Below are 21,096 nucleotides of genomic sequence, written 5' to 3' on the forward strand. Positions count from 1 at the left end.
ATTCTTTATCTGCTCTAAATCTAAACCTTCAGAACAAAACATTTTGTAACCGTTTCTGGACTTGCTACATGGTTGGACCTCCAAACGAATACTTTACGTTCATAACTTTTTTGTGACAGAGGGTGTTTTTTTACAAAAATAAGGTATTTTTACCTTCCAGTTAAAAAGTTATTTAAATTTATTGGTTAATTTAAGCTGCAACGGCTGCATTGTGTACGCAAACACAGGGATTAGATGACGTGAACAAACAATTGGCTTTTATTACTGTTCTATTGGTGTCCATCAACTGTAACGCAGCCGATCTGATGAATGTTTTTCAGAACGCATTAAGCAATGATAATGTTTATCAAGAAGCGTTGCTTAACGCCTCAGTCTATAAAGAAAATGTAGCTATTAGTCGCTCCTATTTATTGCCCAATGCACAACTTGAAGCCCAACCATTACTTGATCGACAATCAAACTCAGGGGCTATGGTGCCACAAATCCAACCACCGTATAACTCTGTTCGTAGTTATGATATGCGTTTAAGCCTGTCACAACCTATATTTAATGTGGCTATTTTTTCACGGTACAAGGCAGCTAAAGTTAATGCCAGATCCGCTATGGCACGTTTGAATGCAGACTTACAGGATTTAATGATTCGTGTGAGCGAAGCATATTTTAATGTGCTGCGCAGTGAGAAGAAGGTATCTTATTTTCGCGCAAACAAGCAGGCTTTGGCACAGCAATTGTATGATGTTCAGCAAAAATACCAGACGGGTAAAACAACCAATAGCTATGTCTATACTGCCAAATCCTCATACAGTGCCGCGGAATCTGATCTTATTTCTGCTGAAATTCAATTGGATGCAGATAAAGAATATTTAACGGAATTAACCGCCACTGATTATCATTCACTCGCGGAACTCAATAATAAAATTCCTTTGCTGTCTCCGCAACCTGCAAATGCCGATAAGTGGGTCGAAAAGGCCGTGCAGGGGAATTGGAATGTCAAAGCCAATCAATTAAAGCTGCAGGCAGCACATGAAAAAATAAAACAAAGCTATGCGGATCATCTGCCGACAGTAAATGCTAAATTATTGTATGATGATCATCCTCTTCACTATACGCAAAGCAGCCTTATTGTTACTGCTGGCTCTAGTCGATTCCGCAATTCAGTGGCCATGCTTAATGTGAATGTTCCTATTTTTTCTGGTGGTCTGGTGGTCGCGACCACTCAAAAGGAACGATATCATTTCCGCATTGCTCAACAGAAATTAGAGCATTCACTCCGTAAAGTAAAATATCATGTGCGGGACAATTACCGACAAGTAGTTGCCAGTATAAAAAAAATTCAATACCAACAAGATGCCATTTTATCCGCGCAAAGTTCTCTTGATGGTTTAAAAGAGCGTTATGCGACGGGTTCAGGGAATTTAACTGATGTGTTGACAGAACAATCGAAGTTATTAGAGGCGCAAATGCAATATGAGTCGGCACGCTATGATTACATTATGTATTTATTACGACTTAAAAAAGAAGCCGGGACATTAAGCACTCAGGATTTGTTAGCCGTGAACAATTGGTTGCATAACATGAATGGGAAGAAGGTATAACTTAGATTGATTCGCTTATTAAGTATTATTCACCCTAATCCAGCGTTTTACGATAAAACTTATAGCTAATCAGAATCATTACGATCGAAAAGAGTACCATGGGCCAGATATTGGGCAAAATATCTCTAAAACCTGATGCTTTTAACATGACATCGCTGCTGATTTTAAGGAAATAAGTGCTAGGAAATAAATCACTTAACCATTGGGCCCATATGGGCATTGAATCGCGTGGAAATAAAAATCCTGAAAATAAAATAGCTGGCAAGGTATATGTTCCTGCAATTTGTGCCGCCTGGAACTGAGTTTTTGCTATACACGAAGTTGCGATACCAAAAGATAAATTAGCGATAATGAAAGGGAAGGCGGCGAGTGATAATAACAACACACTCCCATAAAAAGGCACGTGGAATAAACTATAAGAAATAATAATAATCGCAAAAAACAGGATATATCCTAAAAGGATATTGGGGAGTAATTTACCAATGATTACCTCCAGTGGATTGATAGGGGTAATTAATAACATTTCCATCGTCCCACTTTCATATTCTCCGCTAATTGAAATAGCCATAAGCAGTGCGAGAGAGACTGTTAATATAGTTGCTAACAAGCCGGGAAGAGTATGGTATTGCGCTTTTACAGCAGGATTATATTTGGCATGGGTATCAATGACAAAGCTGCCATTTTTGGTTGCTAAATAATGGAGAGGACCTTCGGCAAGCCCATCTAATGCTCGTTTCGCAACCACCGATGACGCGTGGAAAGCATTATTAACAATTACCGGATCACTGGCATCGCCTTCCAGAAGAATATGAGGTGATTCATTTCTCACTAAGTCTCGGCTAAAATGCTCCGGGATATGGATAACGAATTTAACTTCACCACGTTGTATGGCACGTTCTGCTGCATGTTCATCTTGAGTAATGCTTTTGACGTCAAAATATTCTGTATTACGAAATGTCTGGATAATACGATCTGTAAATGGGGAACTGTCTTTGGCTACGACTATTGTAGGAATATGTTTGGCATCGTTATTGATGATGAGGCCAAACAGCAAGGCTTGGATAAAAGGCGATATTAGAACAAAGACATAAGTACGGTAATCACGGCGTATAACGGTTAATTCCTTCTTGAACATACTCCATAAACGTAATGAACGATAATGTTTAAAGCGCATGTTCTAGGTCCTTGATTGATTTTTAGTGATCCATACAAATACATCGTCTAAAAGTGGTTCAATAATGTTCCAGCTGAAATTGGGATTGGCTTGATAGGGTTGAATTGCTTTATTAAGGGCCTCATGATCTTTGCTGCTTATATGTAAGGAATCACGCAGGATAGTCACTTGATCAACTCCGGCGGTGATTTCAAGTTGTTTTGCCAGCAATAAGAGATTACTGCCTTGCACTTCCCAGGTGAGTAAATTGATGTTTTTAATAATTTCTTTTATATGGCCACTTGAGAGCAAATGGCCATTAGAAATATAAGAAATGCGATGACAACGTTCAATTTCATCCATGTTATGTGAACTGAGAAGAATCGTCATTCCTTCTGCGGATAAATCACGCATAATTTCCCAAAAATCCATGCGTGATTCAGCGTCAACGCTAGCGGTTGGCTCATCAAGCAAGAGTAAAAACGGCTGATGAATCAAGGCACAAGCCAAGGCCAGACGTTGTTTCCAACCTCCTGATAATCCACCTGCATGGTGGTCTTTTTTGGCGCTAAGTCCCAGGTGTTTCATGAGATTTTGGGTTGCTTGCTCACGATCTAATACACCGTAGAGTTCAGCCATGAATAAGATGTTTTCATAAACAGTAAGTTGTTTGTACAGGCTAAAAAACTGCGGCAGATAGCCTACGTGTTTTCGAATGGTTTTTGATTGAGTCAGAATGTTATAGCCAAGACACGTACCAGAGCCAGAATCAGGTGTTAATAAACCACAAAGCATGCGAATAGTTGTTGTTTTTCCAGAGCCATTAGGGCCTAAGAAGCCATAGATTTCTCCTGGCTTTACCTGGAGGTCTACTCCTGTAACAGCAGTATGACCTGCAAATTTTTTACTTAAATTTTTAACATTGATAATAAGATTATCATCGCTCATTTATTTTGGCGCCCCATGATGAGCAGGGGCAAGCAGTACGGTAACTGGTTGGCCTGGATGTATTTTTAAATGAGTGTTGTTGGTTAGGGGGCGTGCTTCAACACGGAATACTAATCGTTGTCGTTCTGTTTCACTGTAAATAACGGGTGGGGTGTATTCTTCTTTAGGGGAGATGTAGGTTATTTTCGCTTTAATAGAGTGTTGAGAACCATCGAAAAGTACCGTTATTTCTTCATTTAACTGTAAGGTACTTAAATTATTTTCCGGTATAAAGAAAATAATTTTTATCGCATCTGTTGCGAGTAAAGACAAGATGGGCTTTCCTTCACTGATTTTCTCATAAGCTGAGTAGTAGGTATCAAATACCAAGGCATCTATTGGTGCGCTTACCGTTTTTTGTTGTGTAAGCCACTCAGCTTTGCTTTGATTGGCTTGTTCGGCACTCAAATTGGCTTGAGCAGCCTTTCTAGTGGCTTCAGCCGAATGAAAATTTCCCGTACTTTGTTCTAATTCTTCTTTTGAAATGACCTTCCTTTTGAACAAAATCAGATTGCGCTGATGATTTTCCTTTTGCACGCGGTAATTTGCTTCGTGCTTATTACGCTCATCCATTGCTTGTTGCACATGTGCATTCGCAGCCCGAAGCTCTGCATTTTCTGGATAAGGTTCAAGCATAAATAATACTTGTCCTTTTTTTACCGTATCACCGGGATTTACGCTGATGCTTTTCAATATTCCAGTATAGTATGTGGAGATGTAGGTAAATTTACCTTGAACATAGCCAGGAAATGATACTTGTTTTTCTTTGTTGCAATTCGCAAGCAGGGCACAAGTACCTAAAATGATGAGTAGAATGGCGTATCTAGTCGTTGCTTTCACACGGAATTTTCCTTTTCCAATAACGAACCACTTTCCTGGTTAATTTTTTTAAAACCAACGTTGGTTTTGGGGGTATTTGATTGGTAATTAAATCAAGATCATGTATCCCCGTTTTTAACATATCGTCTAAGTTATTTTTAGCATTAGTTTGTTCAAAAATCATCTGTTCTCTGAGAGAAATATTGGATTCGGTTTTTATGGTGTGTGGGGAGAGAGCATCAGGAGACCCTGTGTCGTTCTCTTCCTGATGTGCAGTGAGAGGTTGTAACAAGGAAGCAATCTGTGGTTTTTTATGGATTAGGTATTGAAATAAATAGTTCTCACTTGTTTTTTTCAGTGCAGGGTAGATAGAACCATGTTTTGTCAGGAAATGATAAAATTTGAATAGATCCATATAAAGTAAGAGCATTGGAGATAAGCTGGTGACCGTTGTGTTATGTCTTCCATTTTGGCCGAAATAACCTGCTTCTCCCAAACCAATAGCATGTTCTGGACCTAAATTGACAATGTGCTTCGGATTTGTTTTTTGGATCCTTTTTAGCGATCTGGTGAGTGCTGCCTGTCCTGAAACAATCAGAAAAAATCCATTGAAGTAATCGCCTTCATGAACAATAACCTCATTTTCAGCGACATGAATCTCTTCCATTAATAAGGCCAATTGGTTTACAGACGTCGGACTCAATAAGCAAAAAATAGAATGCTTGGTAATTTTTTGGATGCGTTCTTCACGAGATATTTGAGGAGGGAACTTTTCTTTTACATCGATACGTTTCATTGATTATACCCATACTAATCATGCTTCTTCCATGAAACGTTTAATTTAATAGCATTTATCAAGTATAGTCCAATTTTATCCATTATGGTTTAAAATTTTTCTTTTGGATTAAATGATAATCTCTTGGTTTGTATTTACAAGCAATGATCGTTGTCAAGTAGGTGAGAAAACGACTTCTGTCTCCTTTGGAGGGATGAGGATCTTGCAGCAGATATTCAATTCTGTTTGTGATGCATCCTGCCAGACAATAACTCCTAAAGAAATTCGGCGTTATTGTCTTGTAAGGAATTATGAATAATTAAAAATTTTCAATATATTGGGCGTAAGCCATATTGAATTCAGCTGATTTTTGGAATTGCAGTAGAGCTTGATTGATGTTGGTTAATAAATTGTTCTCAGTAGGGTTTACTGCTATACCTAATCCATACCCATATAAATAAGGTTTTCCTATTACTGTGAAGGCTCCTGAAGAATTTGCTTCCCAATACAGGGCGGTAGGATTATCGAAGAGGACATAATCTAATTTTTTATTTCTCATTGCTTCGAGCATCACTTCTGTATTAGGGTATTCAATAACCGTCGGATTAATTACCCCCATATCTTTTATTTGCTCTTTAAATACTGTGGCTACTACTACCCCGATTCTTTTATTTTTTAATAATTCCAAAGTAAAGGGCTGGTGTGTCTCCTCGGTATGAATGGTAAGAAATCGAGAATAGCTTAATAAATAAGGAGTGCTAAAATTTACATCTTTAGCTCGATTAGCCGTTATTGTGATGGAACTGACCGCAACATCTACTTTTTTAGTAGCCACTGCATTAAGAAGATTTTCAAATTTCATCGGGACATAATGACAGGTTCTTTGCATTAATTTGCATAGAGCAGTCATCATATCGATGTCAAAGCCATAGAGTTTTTTGGCATTGCCCTCCATGACAAAGGGGGGAGTATAACTGTCGACACCAACGTTTAACGGCTCTCCTGCAGCATGTACAGAAGACAATAAAAAAATAATAGTTAATAACAATATTCGCTGGATTAATTTCATATTGATCTTCATTTAGTATTTGATCATATATTTTAGTATAGCGAGTATATAAGAAGATATTCCATAAGTTTTTCGAACTGTTTCATTTGTTTTTGTAAGCAATAAAATAAATCAGCTCGATGGGGCTGATACTTGCTTGTATTCAAGCACCAACCCATAAATTGAATGTTGATGAGGACGAGCTATTTATTTTAGGGTAAAAGATGAATGTTCTTCAGCATCCGGTTCTTGAACTTCATTTAATTCGCTTTCTTCTGTCGACTCCAAAGTATCAACAGGCAGGGGTTGTTGCGCTTTATATTTTTCTTTATACGAGGCAAATTTTTCTTTATTTTGCTGTTCTTCTGATTTTCCTATATTCGCAAAAAAATTCCCAATACTGGATACAATATCTGATAATGCAGATAAAAATTTTTCAATGATATTCTGATTTGGTACAAGTTCAACCAGTTTTGATGCTCTCGACTGATCTAGAACGGTCTCAATACATTTTAGAGATATTTGCAATGCGCCACCGGCAATTTCATATTCAATGCTATTATTTTGTGCTTTTATCAGGCAAGCCTCAACTCTATTTAATTGACTTATAGCTGAATTAATTGCACCTATTATTTTACCCGCGTCATTTAAAAGTAATTGATCATCATTTAGGTTATAGGAAATTCAAAAGGCAAAAGGATTAATTTTACCCAGTAAAATTGGTATGTTTTATCCATGTTTTTGTTGTGATGCCAGGAAAAGGAATAGACCGAAGAGTAAATTTAATTCAAAAAGGATTACAAAAGGACGGATTTTTGAAAAAAAGACGGAGTTATCCCGTTAGTTGATGCGAATGTGTTTTTGCAGGGCGATTTGCGAGGTGTAATTCATGAGCTGTTTTGACGAGAGCTTAAAGAGCAGGAAAGACAAACGCATAGTGTTTTTACAAAGGATGCAGTCGAGCGGATTGGTTCCGGAGCGGTGTTTTACCCGCAAAGGCCAAGAGAGTTGTTTTGGATTGGGTTGGTGGTCAAATAGAGACGAGACAACAGGCAGTAATTTGGCTCGTAAGCGATTAGCCAGAAATCCAAAGTAGCGAATGAGTCGAAAACCTTTCTCAGGCAGATGTTGAATAAATCGGGTAATAAAATCAAAAGGATGAAGCTCGGTGTATTGAGTTTGTTTGGTGCGATGATTTAGAAACTTAAAGAGCAGGGACGTTCCGTTGTAGTGAGTCAGGCGAGAGTTGGCAATGGCTGGTCGTTTAATGTAGCGCCCTAAGTATTCGATGTCTTTTTTAGGATTTTTATGGGGTTTGGCACAATGAACTTGCCAGTATTTAGCGTATTGTTGTGCCAGCATGAAGCTCATGCTTTGGTTTCCCATCTCTGGAGATTTAATTAGAGCTCCTTGCCGATGGTGTTGTCTTAAAAAAGTGATAAGTGCGTAGCGCCACATCGTCATCAGGGTATTCTTTTTGAAAAAGAGGCTTTTCCATTGCAAGTCATCAGTTAATCCGCCCTGCGTTGCAGACACGTGAAGGTGTACATGCCAGTTGAGGGTTCTACCAAAAGTATGCAGGGCCATAAAGATGCCAAGTTTAAGTCCTTTTGCTTTAGCTAGTTTATTCAGGATATTCCCGGCCAGTGCTGGCAATTGATTGAGCAGGCGGCGGTTTACCAGAAATAAATCACTTAACGCTTTGGGCATGGTAAAGGTAATATGCTGCCAGGGGCAGGGCGGTAGAAGTTCTTTATTCTTTTGTAACCAGTTATCGGTCGCTATTTTGCCACAGGCACTACAGCCTCGGTCTTTGCAACTAAAATGTACTCTTTTTTCATGCGTACACGATGGATTGGAGCAGTGGTAATGCGCATGCCCTCGCATGTAATGACGACAGCTTAATATTTTATTGATGCTGTAGTCCACGCTCTCTCTTATCCCTCCTTGCTCTGAATAAAACTGACGGTAGCGGTACCAGTTCTCATCTTTTAGTAGAAGTTTTTTGAGAGTAAGGTGCATACAAAGAAAAGCTTAAATACAGTGCCTTAGTGTAACACAGAACCTGACAAGTCGCCGACGTAGTCGGCCTGTGCGCCATTGGCGCCTTGAGTATTTGAGCATTAGTCTCACAATATTTAGAATAATCTAGACCTGCCTGTATATAATCTTGCCTCCGATTCTCACAGGGTGCTCCATTCTCATCATAAACTTGTATTGTGTATGCCCTTTCGATAAAGACTGAGGGCTTATCCCCAAATATTTTTGGCATTGGTTTAACAGGGCTATAATGTTCTGCACTGTCGTAACCTGCATCCAGCACTTTATAAAGCTCTGCTTTAAGTCCTTCCATATGTTGGCGAGCTGATGCGATGTACTCTCTTATTGCATACTTATTTGCTTGTACATCCTCTTTCATAGTATCACTTGGTTGATCCTGTTCTTCCTCCAGTAACAATTCTACGTCTTTGGGGATGGCAATTGCATCTGTTTTAATTTTCATTATATTAAAACCTCAGTATATGTGTACATTTTGATTATAATTGGTAATTATTAAATTAATATTAATAGTTATTTTTTGTTCAAATAATGGCGTCAATGGATAAGCTATCTATTAGATTTTAGACTGTTGGATATAAAAAACCGGTGCTTATATACCTGGGGAGTGTTTGCCTTTTATCTCATACATAAGATAATCTTTTATTCTTTTTATGATGATACCTATGTCCCAATTCGACGCAATCGAAGAGCTGTATTCTGCAAAAGCATGGTTTCTGGAAAAGCATGTTTCCAATTTAATACATCCTTTAAAAGAACAGGTTAAAAAACTGGCGTTAATCAGTGATTATGCCTGCAGGCAAATCAGGTTATTGGAGGTATTGTTACAAAATGATGAATGCCGTTCTTTATTTTCCAGGAGTGATTATTTTTCAATTATCACTCAAATTAATTTAGAGTTACCGCAGGCACTGTATTTGCGCGAGTTGCGTCATTATCGCCATACCCAGTTTTTAAGGCTCTTACTCCTTGAGCTTGCAGGGAGGGCCAGTACTGACGAGGTGATGCGCTCTTGGTCTGATTGTGCTGATGCAATCATTTTACATGCCCTAAACTATTGTAAGCACGTTTTATCAGTACGATATGGAATTCCGCGAGATGAGTTTGGTCAAGAAGTTCATATACATACTCTGGCTATGGGAAAACTGGGCGGACGGGAGCTTAATTACTCTTCAGATATTGATTTGATTTTTGCTTTTGATGCCGTAGGTTTGACCGATGGAGAGGAGTCTATTAGCAATCAACAGTATTTTAGCAAAGTAGCCCAACAATTTATTCAAGTAGTACAAAATGTTACTGCGGATGGCTTTGCCTTCAGAGTCGATTTAAGATTACGGCCCAACGGTGATAGTGGCCCTTTGGTTTCAAGCTTGGCAGCTATGGAAACCTATTATCAGGAACAAGGTCGGGATTGGGAGCGATACGCCATGGTCAAGGCCAGAGTGGTGTCTGAATCTCTGGATGAGATTGTTCCATGGTTTGAGCGTTTAATCGTGCCTTTTGTTTATCGACGCTATGTGGACTTTAGTGTTATTGAATCCTTGCGTAGTATGAAATCGATGATCGAGAGAGAAGTGCAGTTAAATCCTCGCTTGGATGATATCAAGCGTGGGAAAGGGGGGATTCGAGAGGTTGAATTTATTATTCAGAATTTTCAGCTGATTCGTGGAGGGAGATTGCCTCGTTTACAAGTTCAAAACACCATGACCGCTCTTGATGTCTTAAAGCAGGAGCAATTATTACCTCGTAGTGATGCCTTGAAACAAGCTTATCTGTTTCTTAGAAAATTGGAAAATGCTTTGCAAAGCCAAGGCGATCAACAGACGCATTCCATGCCAGATGATGCAACCAAGCAAGCACAAATCACTTTAGCTATGGGATTCATGCAATGGGATGAACTGTTGGCCAAATTACAACAATATCAACGTATCATTTCCCACTCATTTCATTCTGTTCTGGGTAAAGTAGATGCCTATGAAGATGAGAAAAGGCTTTTGGCAAATCAATTATCCAGCCTATGGCAAGGTCATGTAGAAAGCAGTATGGCAATTAATTTATTGACCAGTTTAGGTTTTGAAAATGCAGAACATTGCTATCAGATGATTCATGCCCTTAGACATGGCTCGCGTTGTAGGCGATTGCCTCAGGGGGCACGCATCAGGCTGGATCGTTTTATGGTGATGTTGCTTACCGAATTAACGCTTTTTAATAATACGGATGAAGTATTATTACAGGTGATACACCTTCTTGAAAATATTATGGGGCGTAGTGCTTATTTGGCTTTATTGACAGAAAATCCTCCTGCGTTACGTGAGTTATTATTCTGGTTTGCTAATAGCCCATTTATTACTTCCTTGTTTGTTAATCAACCGTTTTTATTGGAGGTATTACTTGATCAGGAGAGTGATTGGCGGCCTGGCTCTCTGGCCCAATTGGAGTCGAGCATTTCAAAAAAACTATCATATACGGAAGATATTGAACTGCAAGCAGATATTTTACGTCAGTTTAAATTAACTAATTGGTTGTTAGCTGCGCGTGCTGAGTTGTATGGCGTGAGCAATGCCGTTCGCATTGGGAAATTTTTAGCAGATGTTGCTCAGGTAATTGTAACCCGGGTATTGGATATTGCCTGCCAGCAGCTTAGTGTTCGCAATTCGGAACTGACGCACATCAAGTCGTCATTTGCCATTATCGCTTATGGTAAATTAGGCAGCCGTGAAATGAGTTATATGTCTGATCTGGATTTGGTTTTTCTTCATAGGGCTAATTCTTCTAAAGAAGCTTTGGTTACACGTTTAACCCAAAAAATTTTACATATGCTGACTACAAGAACTCAATCTGGAGTCTTGTATACTGTTGATACGAGACTCAGGCCTTCTGGTGCTGCTGGTTTATTAGTTAGTCCTATAGATGCATTTGTGGAGTATCAAAAAACACAAGCCTGGACATGGGAGCATCAAGCCTTATTGAGAGCACGAATCATAACAGGAAATCGCACAATAAAGCAGGAATTTATGCGTTTGAAAAAAACAGTGTTGTTGTCTTCAAATAAAAAGAAGGATCTACAACAAGACGTGCTTGCGATGAGAGCCAGAATGGATCAACATCAAGAGCCAGATCCTGTCAAACATATTCGTGGTGGTTTACTGGATTTGGAGTTTCTGATTCAATTTTTGGTATTGAATCAAGGAGATCCTGGTTTTGCTCGATATACTCATACTTTAAGCCAGTTGCAGCATTTGTTTTTAAGCCAGCGTATAACTAAAGAACAATTGATTCTGTTGATAAAGGCCTATGAGGATTATCATCATGTACTGCATCAAAAAATTCTTCAGCCAGGGGTGGAATATAATGGTGAAATGCAGGAGCAAGTGATTCGAGTATGTGAAGCGCTTTATCAGTAAACAGTTATTTTAAATTCGATTGCTTGATCTATGAATGCTCGCCCTCTCCCCAGCCCTCACTGCCATTTTAGTTAAGAAAAGTACGTCATCCTGAGCATGGCGAAGGATCTCCTGAATCCTGGGAGATCCTTCGTTGCTAGCTCCTCAGGATGACGGCCAAATCCTTCTTAATGGCGGGAGAAGGTAAACCCGATCCAATCGGGACTGACACTTCAGCATTCACCTGAATGCTGGGACTCACTCTTACTTTATTTCAGCATATAAGTCGTAATCGTCGCTATCGGTAATACGAGCTTCAACAAAATCACCTACTTTTATATTGGCAGTTAGTGGAAGATATACCAGACCATCGATTTCCGGTGCATCCGCTTTACTTCGCGCAATGATATGTTCCGCAGTTATTTCATCAACAAGCACTGTTTGAGTGCTGCCAATTTTGTTTTTCAGTTTCGTTCTGCTGATTTCTGCCTGCAGTTGCATGAAGCGATGATAACGTTCTTCTTTTATTTCCTCGGGAACAGGATCAGCCAAATCATTAGCTCTAGCACCTTCGACGGGAGAATATTTGAAACAGCCGACTCTATCCAATTGTGCTTCTTCAAGGAAGTCCAGGAGTTCATTAAATTCATCTTCCGTTTCACCAGGAAATCCGACAATAAAGGTGGAACGTAACGTAATATCGGGACAGACTTCTCGCCATGAAGCAATGCGCAATAAGGTGTTTTCACTACTGGCAGGTCTTTTCATCGCTTTCAAAATACGACTATTGGCATGTTGTAACGGGATGTCCAGATAAGGAAGAATCAGGTTGTCACGCATCAATGGGATGATGCCATCAACATGAGGGTAGGGGTATACATAATGCAAACGTACCCAAATTCCTAATTCGCCTAATTGCTCGCATAACTCATAAAAACGGGTGTTAATTGTTTTTCCTTGCCATTCAATGGGTTGATATTTAGTATCAATTCCGTAGGCGCTGGTATCCTGGGATATAACCAGAATTTCGTTGACCCCTGCTTCTTTTAGTTTTTTAGCTTCGGTAAGAATCTGAGTCATTGGATAACTTTGTAATTTACCGCGCATGGTCGGAATAATACAAAAAGTGCACTTTTGATTGCAGCCCTCTGATATTTTCAAATAGGCAAAATGACGAGGCGTTAATTTGATTCCCTGAGGCGGAATCAGTTGAGTAAAGGGATCCGCTGGTGGCGGTAAATGCTGATGCACGGCATTAACCACTTCTTCATAAGCGTGAGCACCACTGATATGAAGTACATCAGGACATGCTTCCTTGATGATATCGGCTTTGGCACCAAGACATCCGGTTACAATAACCCGACCGTTTTCTGCCATGGCTTCTTTTATCGTATCCAGTGATTCTTTGACCGCGCTGTCAATAAAGCCACAGGTATTAATGACCACAACACCGGCATCCTGATAGCTGGAAACTAACTCATATCCTTGTGCTCTTAATTGCGTAATGATTCGTTCTGAATCCACCAAGGCTTTTGGACAACCTAAACTAACAAACCCTACTTTATGATTCATAAATTTCTATCTGTAAAAAAAGTGAACGAATTATACCGCTTAACACCCGTGGTTGTCGACATCAATTCATAATTATTCGCTTTAAATCATATAAATACTCAGTGTTTGCCTGCAATTCAATTTAAGAGTTATACTTTATTAATCAGAGTCATATTGCCAAATACGGAGATCCTTTTGAAGGCTGTCATTTATGCAAGGGAACGAACTATGACACGTCAAACGATATGGGTGCTGCTCCTTATTTTATTTATTTGTCCATTTCTTAATTCGTGTAAACCGCAAAAACCATCATATCAAACCATTGCTTATGTCGAGTCAGCTCCCTTTTTTGTAACAAGCGGCACTGGAGGTCATTTAAAAAAACTTTTTGTTAATGAAGGCCAATCTTTGTCTAAAGGTGAGTTGATTTTAACTTTGGAAGGCCAGGCACCCATCAAGGCTCCTGCGAGTGCCACCGTACATGAAGTATTCTATCAATTGAATGAATTTGTTCCTCCTAACCACCCAGTGGTCAGTTTGTTACTTCCCTCTCAGATGCGGATTATATTTTATATTCCAGAACGTCATTTAGACCGAATTAAGTTAGGGGAACCCGTCTCTGTATTCATCCAGAAACAAAAATACTCAGTAAAAATTACTTATATTGCCAATCAGGCTGAATATACGCCCGATGCATTATTTAGTGAAAAAAACAACGATAAGTCCGTCTATAAAGTGAAAGCGGATGTTAGTGCTCCAGGTTTACGGCAATTATTAAAAATTGGCCAGACAATGGAGGTGAATTATGAATAATGCAACACAACCGGTTATTGATGTCACTGGTCTGGCAAAATCGTTTAATGGGATTAATGCGGTAGTTAATTTATCGCTGCATATTCAACCCGGAACTATTTTTGGTTTTTTGGGCGCTAACGGAAGCGGTAAAACAACCAGTCTAAGGTTACTCAGTGGCTTGATAGCACCAGACAAGGGAAAAGGTAAATGTCTTGGCTATGACTTATTGACCGAAACCAAAAGGATTCAGGCAAGCATTGGTCATATGCCGCAACAGTTTTGTTTGTATCAGAATTTAACGGTTTATGAAAATCTGGATTTTATCGGGCGAATTTATGACATCAAGAACCACAAAGCCCGATTAAAGGAGCTGATTGACTTACTTCAATTAACCGAGAAAAGTAATCAGCTGTCCTGTACTTTGTCCGGAGGATGGAAACAGCGCGTTGCTTTGGCTGCAGCTTTATTACATCAGCCGCGACTGCTGTTACTCGATGAGCCTACATCAGGTATCGATCCACAATCGCGTTTATCAATCTGGTCTTATATTCAGGATATGGCCGGGCAGGGCGTCACGGTATTATTAAGCACGCATTTTATGGATGAAGCAGAACGTTGCCATCAATTGGCTTATATGTCTTATGGGGAAATGATTGCTCATGGCTCTGCAGCAGAGATTATAGACTCAACCCGGTTATTTTCCTGGCGGATTAAAGGGAACAATTTAACCGAGCTGAAAACATTATTAAGCAAACACTCAGCAGCAATACAACTTATTGAAAAAGGAAATGAAATTCGGCTCAGTTCATTACATGCTGATGTATTGAGTCAGTTTGAGCCGTCTCAATTGAGTCATTATAACATTGAAGCAACAGACACTACCTTGGAGGATGTGTTCATTTTTAAAATGCAACATGAAGGGCGTGTTACCTCATGATGGGGTTCTCCATTCACCGCCTTTGGGCCATCATCCGCAAAGAATTCATTTTAATGAAACGCGATCCTGCTACTTTGATTATCATGGCAGTTTTACCCTTAATATTGGTATGCATGGCGGGGTATGCAGTGAATACTTATCCTGAAAAAGTACCTACCGTTTTAATTAATTTAGATAACAGCGAGGTCAGCAGGGAATTAATCCGGGGCATGGAACATACCGGATATTTTTCGTTTATTGGCTCAACCCGTAATCCTGACGAAGCCTATCATTTACTTAAAACTGGAAAGGCATTATTTATCCTGACTATTCCAGCCGATTTTTCCCAGGCTTTGTATCGTCATGAACGCCCTGAATTATTGTTAGAAGACGGCAGTATTGACTCACTTTCAACAGGACGCGCTCTTGTTGCCCTGGCCGGATTAAAGCAGCGCTTGTTAGAGCAATTATTTCCGCTGTCCCTGCATAATCAGCATCTGGTTCCTTCATTTCAGATTGTTACCCATCGTCTCTATGATGCGGCCAGGATTACTCAGGTTTATGTAGTTCCCGGAATGATTGGCCTGGTATTGATGTTGACCATGTTGTTGATCACGGTGATTATTGCCTTTAGAGACGTACAGGGTGGAACGATACACTATTTGCTGGCATCCCCCACCCGTCCTGCTGAAATTTTATTAGGTGAGATTATTTCTTATATTATTGTTGGTTACGTTCAATTAACGCTTGGACTGGTTCTTGCCCATTATTTGTTTCATATCCCTTTTGTCGGTAACCCAGTCTTGTTATATTTTTGTGCTCTGCCTTACATTGTTGCAGAATTATCACTTGGGTTAAGCATTGCTACCTTTTGCAAGTCGCAATTTGAAGCGGCGCAGGTGGTGAATGTTTTTATTGCTTTTTCAATCATCCTGACCGGTTTTGTGTTCCCTATTTTTGCCATGCCGGAATGGGCGCAAATTACGGGATTATTTTTGCCATTGACGCATTTTTTTAAAATTCTGTTTGGTGTGATGCTCAAAGGAAATGTGTTTAGCGACATCTGGATTTATTTATGGCCACTTTTGCTTTATTGCCTGTTCATGATTACTCTAGCTACGATTCGATTCAAACGTCAATTTAAATGAATCGTATTTGATATTCCTCTGCTTCCAGGAGCTGCTTACACGGTATGGAGCAACAGGCATGCCGTCGATTTAACTTTTGAGCTAAACTGTTCCTTATTGAGAGGGGCTCACGATTTTTATTCTAAAACGAGCTATTCTAGAATAGCTCGTTTTATTTTTGTAATGCACTGTTCTTCTTATTTTATAGTGAAATTTTTTCCTGGTACTGTAAAAAAACGTATATCTGAGGCCATGACCATAATACGTGCTGTTGATGTACTCACAGATGGGACTTTGATGTTGGCACTTCCTGAATTAGGGATCTGCTTGGCTAATACATATGGGAAGTTTAAGCCACCATTTACTGAGAGCAGAATATCAACGAAAGGTGCATTAACGGGAACATTGTTTGTATTAGCAACATCCCAAGTAATATTCTGATTGGATCCTTGATCCCAGATAATGTCGCTACGGTTAGGGTAAGTTAAAAGAAAAGGGCCTGAATTTGCATCAGTCGTTACTGTAACATCAGTAAACGCGTTGCAGGAGCCTGCGCCAGGTGAGGGGTTAATTTGGCGAGCGGTGAGTCTAAAGTTAAGTGTTCGTGAAACAGAAGGCAACACTTCCCAGGTAAAAGGTCCTCCTTTCGCCAAATCATTTGGGTTAGGGAAATAACGTATAGGTGACCCGCTAGGAATAAAATCTCTAAAATTAGGACCTCCTATGGCGCTGTTAACCGGTGGTTGAGGAGTTATTTCTATATCCATTTGTTCCCAAATATAATCTAAAGTCTGGGATGGTACTCCTGGAGTAACATTTCCTGCGAGAGCAAAAGGCGTATTTATTGGGATAACTGAATTGCCATTTGTCGAGTTAATCGTCGGAGCCGGTATAGGTAAGGCAGAGGTATTTGAACCGCATGTAGGTGGACTGGGGAGAGTAGCTAGATAAGCTGCAATTTCTTGTGTCGAGAAGGCATGAAAAAAAGAATACTCATTGTCAGTGACAAACGGAGGACAACGACGTCCAGCATAACTCATGAGAGTGACTCCGTTACCTGTTTCTACCGAAGAGTATGGGGAGCGTTTGCATTGATTATTTTGAGTATGGGCTGCGCCGAGTTGGTGCCCTATTTCATGTGCAAGGACGTACATATTACCAAAAATTGATGTATTACTATTTATGCTGGCACCACTAGCTTTAGTCAGAGGATCACAGGCACTCCTGAACCAAGCGAGGCCAATCGTTCCTGTAGTCGCATAGCTATTCGCTTGAGCAATGTCATAAGAGTTTGGGGCAATTGTATTATTAAAGAAGTTTTGATTTTCTCTTAGCAGAATTTGCGTATTATTTTCAGATGTATAAGGGTATGGCGGAGGTCTACGGCAAAGATAAGGTGATAGTAACTAATTCTAATATTACCTCTACTAGTACAGGTTTAGGTAGTGTTTTTGCAGTTAAAGCGGACCAGGATGCGGTTGTACTCACTTCTGTTTTGGATGTCAAAGGAACTAATTACGCAACCTTATTTGGAGTTTATGCGGAACACAATCCCAGCCTTATCTCGTCCATAATGAGTTTAGATGGGGTTGGTGTGCAATATGGAATCTATGCCCGCAATAATAGCACAGTAACTAACTCAGATATAAATCTTCAGCATACTCGATCACAAGCATACGGTCTTTATACTGGTAACGACAGTCTCATGACTCAAAGCGTCATTAATGTCATAGCAGAGCAAAGGTTTGCCCTTGTGGACGTCAATGCTTATGGCATCAATGCTTTAGGCAATGGAACCATTAATAATTCGATCATTAATGTTTCCGGAGCAGGAGATAGTACCTATGGAGTGTATGGGGGCAATAATTTGATGATAGGAAACTCTAACATAAGCGCTATTGGTAAAGGACAGACTGTCGGAATAGATGGGGTCAATGATGCCACTGTCATCAATTCTACTATTAACACCGCTAGTGAAAGCAATACTCTTGCGGTAGTTGGCAGCAACTTGATAATGGATAACTCTATTATTAATGCTGCTAGTGTTACCGGGACTGTTGGGATATTGAGTAAAAATGATGGTAGTGTTACTAATTCCATCATTAAGGCTGTTAGTGAAGCAAATGCTTTAGGGGTGACTGGAGACAATAATTTGATGATAGGTAACTCTAACATACAAGTCTTTGGTGCTGGTGATTTAACCCAGGGAGTACAAGCTGTTAACAAGGTCACTGTAGAGGGTTCTAACGTTCGTGCCATCGGCGAAGGAGCTACTGCTGGTGTGGGTAGCACTACTAATAATGTTATGATAAATAACTCCACCGTTAATGCAACAGGTGTTGGACAAACCATCGGTATATTCGGTGTTTTTGATGCTTTGGTATCTAACTCCACAGTCACTGCAAATAGTGATGATGGGTTAGTGCTGGGCATTGCTGCGTATTCCAATAATGCAACCGTTATTAATTCCACTGTCAACGCCTTAGCTGGTAGCGGAGAGGGATATGGCGTTTATGCCGCCAATATGATTGTTTTTGAAGGAAATGGGGAGTCCCATGTATCCGCATCTGGCGATATCGCAGCGATACCTATAGCATCGACTACTGCGGTCAATAATAGCTCGCCTAAATCACAATGCTCCTCTAATGGTGGTCCTGAATCTGATTGTGAAGAGTTTTAAAAGATATGGCTATGTAGCAATTAGGATTTTTAACTAGTTATTTATGAAGCAAGAGTATCGGAGAGCTTGGTGTTGTTAGAGAGGGGATTGGCTCTTGCTTCTCTTTTGGGTGATTTAGGATGGAACATGACGGTGTCATTCGCATCGCTTCATGCCGTATTTGAAAAAGCGTCGCGGAGTGTCTCCGCCACGCCTCTCTTTCAATACTCCTCAGCGCCATCAAGGGGAAGGAACTAACGCGCAAGACAATATGCCCAATACACCGGAAGTTAAGGTTTGTACATCCATCAAGCTGTTGTTGGCCATATCGGTTCCGCTGGTACTATATTTCGATGTATTCAATAATCAACTTAAAAATCACTCAGAATCTTAAGTGAGTTCTGGAGTAGATTAGTTCGTTAGTCAGGAAGCCTGTTCTACGTGATTTAGACTGTGTAAAAAGTCTTTTGCTGAACGTTCCCCTACCAAATTAGAGTCGTTTAACTGTTGTCCTTGAGCATTAAAAAATATAAACGTAGGTGGAGCAACGACCTTAAATTCTTTCATGATGGCCTTGTTTTCAGCATTGTTGGCCGTCACATCAATTTTTATGACTGTAAAACGGCTCAGTGCTTCTTGAACCCGGGCATCTTTGAATGTAGTGGCTTCCATTGCTTTGCAGGAGGCACACCAGTCAGCATAAAAATCGAGCATAACAGGCTTCCCTTGAGCATTGTTTATTTCTCTTTTTATGCTAGCAAGGGTTTGCGGTTTATTGGATTGCAGAGCTGCAGGAGTAACCGTGGCCGCCTGTATGTTTGCCAAGGGTTGTAACGGATTAGTCGAGCCCATGCTTGCTCCAACCAAGATCAATAAACCATAAACCAGCATGATTATCCCTGCTCCCTGACAGAATTTTTCCTGGCTGGTAGCAGAGTGAGTTAATGCCCCTGTATAGATGCCTGAAAATATCAGCAAACTTCCCCAGAGAGCCATGGTTACGCCTGATGGTATTATGCGCTCCATCAGGTAAATGGCGACTGCAATAAGCAGTACTCCGAAAAAGGCTTTAACCGCATTCATCCAGTTTCCTGACTCAGGCAGCCATTTGCCTGCTGAGGTGCCTATCAGAAGTAATGGAGTGCCCATTCCCAGGCTTAAAAAGAATAAGGTTAATGTCCCTGAAAGTACATTTCCGGATTGGGCAATGTATGTTAATACGCCAATCAACGGGGCGGTAACACAAGGAGATAAAATCAAGGTCGACAGACAGCCCATAATGGCAGCTCCGATATAATGTCCGCCTCTTTGATTGCGGCTTGAGCCTGTTATTTTAGCTTGCCAGGAATTTGGGAGTTTAAATTCATAAAATCCAAACATGGATAAAGCCAGCATTATAAATATCATACTAAACAAGCTTATTGCCCATGGAGATTGCATGCTGATTTGCAGATTGGCACCCAAGAGGGCGACCAGGGCGCCAACAATTGCATAAGTGATTGACATGCTCAGCACATAACTTAAAGAGAGGAAGAACGCTTTCTTCGTGGTGATGTCTTTGCCGTGTCCGATAATAATTCCTGAGAGTACGGGGACCATCGGTAATATGCACGGGGTAAAAGAGAGCAATAAGCCAAATCCATAAAAGATGAACAATACAGTGAGCCAATTATGTGATGCAAAGACCTGTGATATTTGACTCTGTGGCTTAATTTCTTCTTGAGGTTCTGCAGCGATGTGTTCTGGTTCGAGATCTACCATCGCTAATTCAAGTTTGTCATTAATAGCTACTTTGATTTGCCTTTCTTCTGGTGGGTAGCAAAAACCCTCGTTGGAGCAGCCTTGATAATGAAGATTGAGTAACGTTTCCCCAGGGGTTTCCCCTAATATAGCTACAGGTATTGATAAAGTATTACGATAAATTGTAAATGTACGTCCTTGTTTGTCGGTCTTTTTCAGCGCGGGGGGAAAGCGAAGTGCCCCTAAATGGAGATTGCTGTCTGGTTGTTCCGTTAATTTGATGCGATCTTTGTATAAAAAATAACCTTCTTTTATTTGCCAGTTGAGGACAAAAGTATTGGGGTCAATTTTATTTACACCTGCCTGAAATACTTCTGCAGCAGGTAATGGATCGGCATGAACTACCGAACTAAGAAAGTAAATTATTGATAATAATAGCCATTTTTTCATTCTAAGCCCAGGTACTATAAACAAGTAGCATCCATTGTAG

At 40.1% G+C, this 21,096-nt stretch carries 16 protein-coding genes and 1 pseudogene; 6 read left to right on the plus strand and 11 right to left on the minus strand.

Going from position 1 to position 21,096, the window contains the following annotated elements:
• Nucleotides 1–239 precede the first annotated feature (239 nt).
• Nucleotides 240–1,595: a TolC family outer membrane protein gene (locus Q0495_RS16140; protein WP_298628184.1), complete on the plus strand. Its 1,356-nt coding sequence runs from the start codon at nt 240–242 to the stop codon at nt 1,593–1,595.
• Nucleotides 1,596–1,629: 34 nt separating this feature from the next.
• Here the strand turns inward: Q0495_RS16140 and Q0495_RS16145 are convergent, their stop codons facing one another.
• The 8 genes from Q0495_RS16145 to Q0495_RS16180 all read right to left on the minus strand — a co-directional run bounded on the left by Q0495_RS16145 (nt 1,630) and on the right by Q0495_RS16180 (nt 8,880).
• Entirely contained in the window at nt 1,630–2,769 is a 1,140-nt protein-coding gene (locus Q0495_RS16145; protein WP_298628187.1) for an ABC transporter permease, read from the minus strand.
• A gap of 3 nt (nt 2,770–2,772) precedes the next feature.
• Nucleotides 2,773–3,696: an ABC transporter ATP-binding protein gene (locus Q0495_RS16150; protein ID WP_298628188.1), complete on the minus strand. Its 924-nt coding sequence runs from the start codon at nt 3,694–3,696 to the stop codon at nt 2,773–2,775.
• The gene (locus tag Q0495_RS16155) at nt 3,697–4,575 is read right to left on the minus strand and encodes an HlyD family secretion protein (protein WP_298628191.1); all 879 of its coding nucleotides are present in this window, start codon (nt 4,573–4,575) and stop codon (nt 3,697–3,699) included.
• Nucleotides 4,559–5,350: a cyclic nucleotide-binding domain-containing protein gene (locus tag Q0495_RS16160; protein WP_298628193.1), complete on the minus strand. Its 792-nt coding sequence runs from the start codon at nt 5,348–5,350 to the stop codon at nt 4,559–4,561. The genes Q0495_RS16155 and Q0495_RS16160 overlap by 17 nt, the downstream gene beginning before the upstream one ends.
• A 298-nt stretch (nt 5,351–5,648) precedes the next feature.
• Nucleotides 5,649–6,398 carry a transporter substrate-binding domain-containing protein gene (locus tag Q0495_RS16165; protein ID WP_298628195.1) on the minus strand — a complete coding sequence of 250 codons (750 nt, stop codon included), beginning with the start codon at nt 6,396–6,398 and terminating at the stop codon, nt 5,649–5,651.
• A gap of 186 nt (nt 6,399–6,584) precedes the next feature.
• Nucleotides 6,585–6,905 carry a hypothetical protein gene (locus Q0495_RS16170; RefSeq protein ID WP_298628198.1) on the minus strand — a complete coding sequence of 107 codons (321 nt, stop codon included), beginning with the start codon at nt 6,903–6,905 and terminating at the stop codon, nt 6,585–6,587.
• 312 nt (nt 6,906–7,217) lie between these two features.
• Nucleotides 7,218–8,399 carry an IS91 family transposase gene (locus Q0495_RS16175; protein ID WP_298628200.1) on the minus strand — a complete coding sequence of 394 codons (1,182 nt, stop codon included), beginning with the start codon at nt 8,397–8,399 and terminating at the stop codon, nt 7,218–7,220.
• Nucleotides 8,362–8,880, minus strand: a complete 519-nt coding sequence (locus Q0495_RS16180; protein WP_298628202.1) for a hypothetical protein — start codon at nt 8,878–8,880, stop codon at nt 8,362–8,364. The genes Q0495_RS16175 and Q0495_RS16180 overlap by 38 nt, the downstream gene beginning before the upstream one ends.
• A gap of 220 nt (nt 8,881–9,100) precedes the next feature.
• Here Q0495_RS16180 and glnE point away from each other — a divergent pair, with 220 nt between their 5' ends.
• The gene (glnE, locus tag Q0495_RS16185) at nt 9,101–11,839 is read left to right on the plus strand and encodes a bifunctional [glutamate--ammonia ligase]-adenylyl-L-tyrosine phosphorylase/[glutamate--ammonia-ligase] adenylyltransferase (protein ID WP_298628204.1); all 2,739 of its coding nucleotides are present in this window, start codon (nt 9,101–9,103) and stop codon (nt 11,837–11,839) included.
• Between the two features lie 243 nt (nt 11,840–12,082).
• On the opposite strand, the gene rimO is transcribed toward glnE, so the two are convergent.
• Nucleotides 12,083–13,390, minus strand: coding sequence for a 30S ribosomal protein S12 methylthiotransferase RimO (rimO, locus tag Q0495_RS16190; protein ID WP_298628206.1), 1,308 nt, complete (start codon nt 13,388–13,390; stop codon nt 12,083–12,085).
• A 207-nt stretch (nt 13,391–13,597) separates the two neighbouring features.
• Here rimO and Q0495_RS16195 point away from each other — a divergent pair, with 207 nt between their 5' ends.
• Genes Q0495_RS16195 through Q0495_RS16205 form a run of 3 tightly spaced genes read left to right on the plus strand, consistent with a single transcriptional unit; the run spans nt 13,598 to nt 16,228 of the window.
• Complete coding sequence (locus Q0495_RS16195) at nt 13,598–14,182, plus strand: HlyD family efflux transporter periplasmic adaptor subunit (RefSeq protein WP_298628207.1); 585 nt, start codon at nt 13,598–13,600, stop codon at nt 14,180–14,182.
• Nucleotides 14,175–15,101: an ABC transporter ATP-binding protein gene (locus Q0495_RS16200; RefSeq protein ID WP_298628209.1), complete on the plus strand. Its 927-nt coding sequence runs from the start codon at nt 14,175–14,177 to the stop codon at nt 15,099–15,101. Before Q0495_RS16195 ends, Q0495_RS16200 begins: the two co-directional genes overlap by 8 nt.
• A complete protein-coding gene (locus Q0495_RS16205; RefSeq protein WP_298628245.1) occupies nt 15,101–16,228 on the plus strand; it encodes an ABC transporter permease in 1,128 nt (375 codons plus the stop codon). The genes Q0495_RS16200 and Q0495_RS16205 overlap by 1 nt, the downstream gene beginning before the upstream one ends.
• A 176-nt stretch (nt 16,229–16,404) precedes the next feature.
• Here the strand turns inward: Q0495_RS16205 and Q0495_RS16210 are convergent.
• Nucleotides 16,405–17,562, minus strand: a pseudogene (locus tag Q0495_RS16210) (reprolysin-like metallopeptidase); the annotation flags it as partial.
• 14 nt (nt 17,563–17,576) lie between these two features.
• Between Q0495_RS16210 and Q0495_RS16215 the strand changes: the two are divergent.
• Entirely contained in the window at nt 17,577–18,887 is a 1,311-nt protein-coding gene (locus tag Q0495_RS16215) for a hypothetical protein (protein WP_298628212.1), read from the plus strand.
• A gap of 402 nt (nt 18,888–19,289) precedes the next feature.
• On the opposite strand, the gene dsbD is transcribed toward Q0495_RS16215, so the two are convergent.
• Nucleotides 19,290–21,056 carry a protein-disulfide reductase DsbD gene (gene dsbD / locus Q0495_RS16220; RefSeq protein WP_298628213.1) on the minus strand — a complete coding sequence of 589 codons (1,767 nt, stop codon included), beginning with the start codon at nt 21,054–21,056 and terminating at the stop codon, nt 19,290–19,292.
• Nucleotides 21,057–21,096: the final 40 nt, after the last annotated feature.

This window comes from uncultured Legionella sp., assembly GCF_937871865.1.
Lineage (GTDB): Bacteria > Pseudomonadota > Gammaproteobacteria > Legionellales > Legionellaceae > Legionella.

Excerpts from the sequence above, each read along its gene's own strand:
- Q0495_RS16145 (WP_298628187.1), bottom strand. The coding sequence starts at position 2,769 with ATGCGCTTTAAACATTATCGTTCATTACGTTTATGGAGTATGTTCAAG.
- Q0495_RS16150 (WP_298628188.1), bottom strand. The coding sequence starts at position 3,696 with ATGAGCGATGATAATCTTATTATCAATGTTAAAAATTTAAGTAAAAAA.
- Q0495_RS16160 (WP_298628193.1), bottom strand. The coding sequence starts at position 5,350 with ATGAAACGTATCGATGTAAAAGAAAAGTTCCCTCCTCAAATATCTCGT.
- Q0495_RS16165 (WP_298628195.1), bottom strand. The coding sequence starts at position 6,398 with ATGAAATTAATCCAGCGAATATTGTTATTAACTATTATTTTTTTATTG.
- Q0495_RS16175 (WP_298628200.1), bottom strand. The coding sequence starts at position 8,399 with ATGCACCTTACTCTCAAAAAACTTCTACTAAAAGATGAGAACTGGTAC.
- Q0495_RS16180 (WP_298628202.1), bottom strand. The coding sequence starts at position 8,880 with ATGAAAATTAAAACAGATGCAATTGCCATCCCCAAAGACGTAGAATTG.
- glnE (WP_298628204.1), top strand. The coding sequence starts at position 9,101 with ATGTCCCAATTCGACGCAATCGAAGAGCTGTATTCTGCAAAAGCATGG.
- rimO (WP_298628206.1), bottom strand. The coding sequence starts at position 13,390 with ATGAATCATAAAGTAGGGTTTGTTAGTTTAGGTTGTCCAAAAGCCTTG.
- Q0495_RS16195 (WP_298628207.1), top strand. The coding sequence starts at position 13,598 with ATGACACGTCAAACGATATGGGTGCTGCTCCTTATTTTATTTATTTGT.
- Q0495_RS16200 (WP_298628209.1), top strand. The coding sequence starts at position 14,175 with ATGAATAATGCAACACAACCGGTTATTGATGTCACTGGTCTGGCAAAA.
- Q0495_RS16205 (WP_298628245.1), top strand. The coding sequence starts at position 15,101 with ATGGGGTTCTCCATTCACCGCCTTTGGGCCATCATCCGCAAAGAATTC.
- Q0495_RS16215 (WP_298628212.1), top strand. The coding sequence starts at position 17,577 with ATGGCGGAGGTCTACGGCAAAGATAAGGTGATAGTAACTAATTCTAAT.
- dsbD (WP_298628213.1), bottom strand. The coding sequence starts at position 21,056 with ATGAAAAAATGGCTATTATTATCAATAATTTACTTTCTTAGTTCGGTA.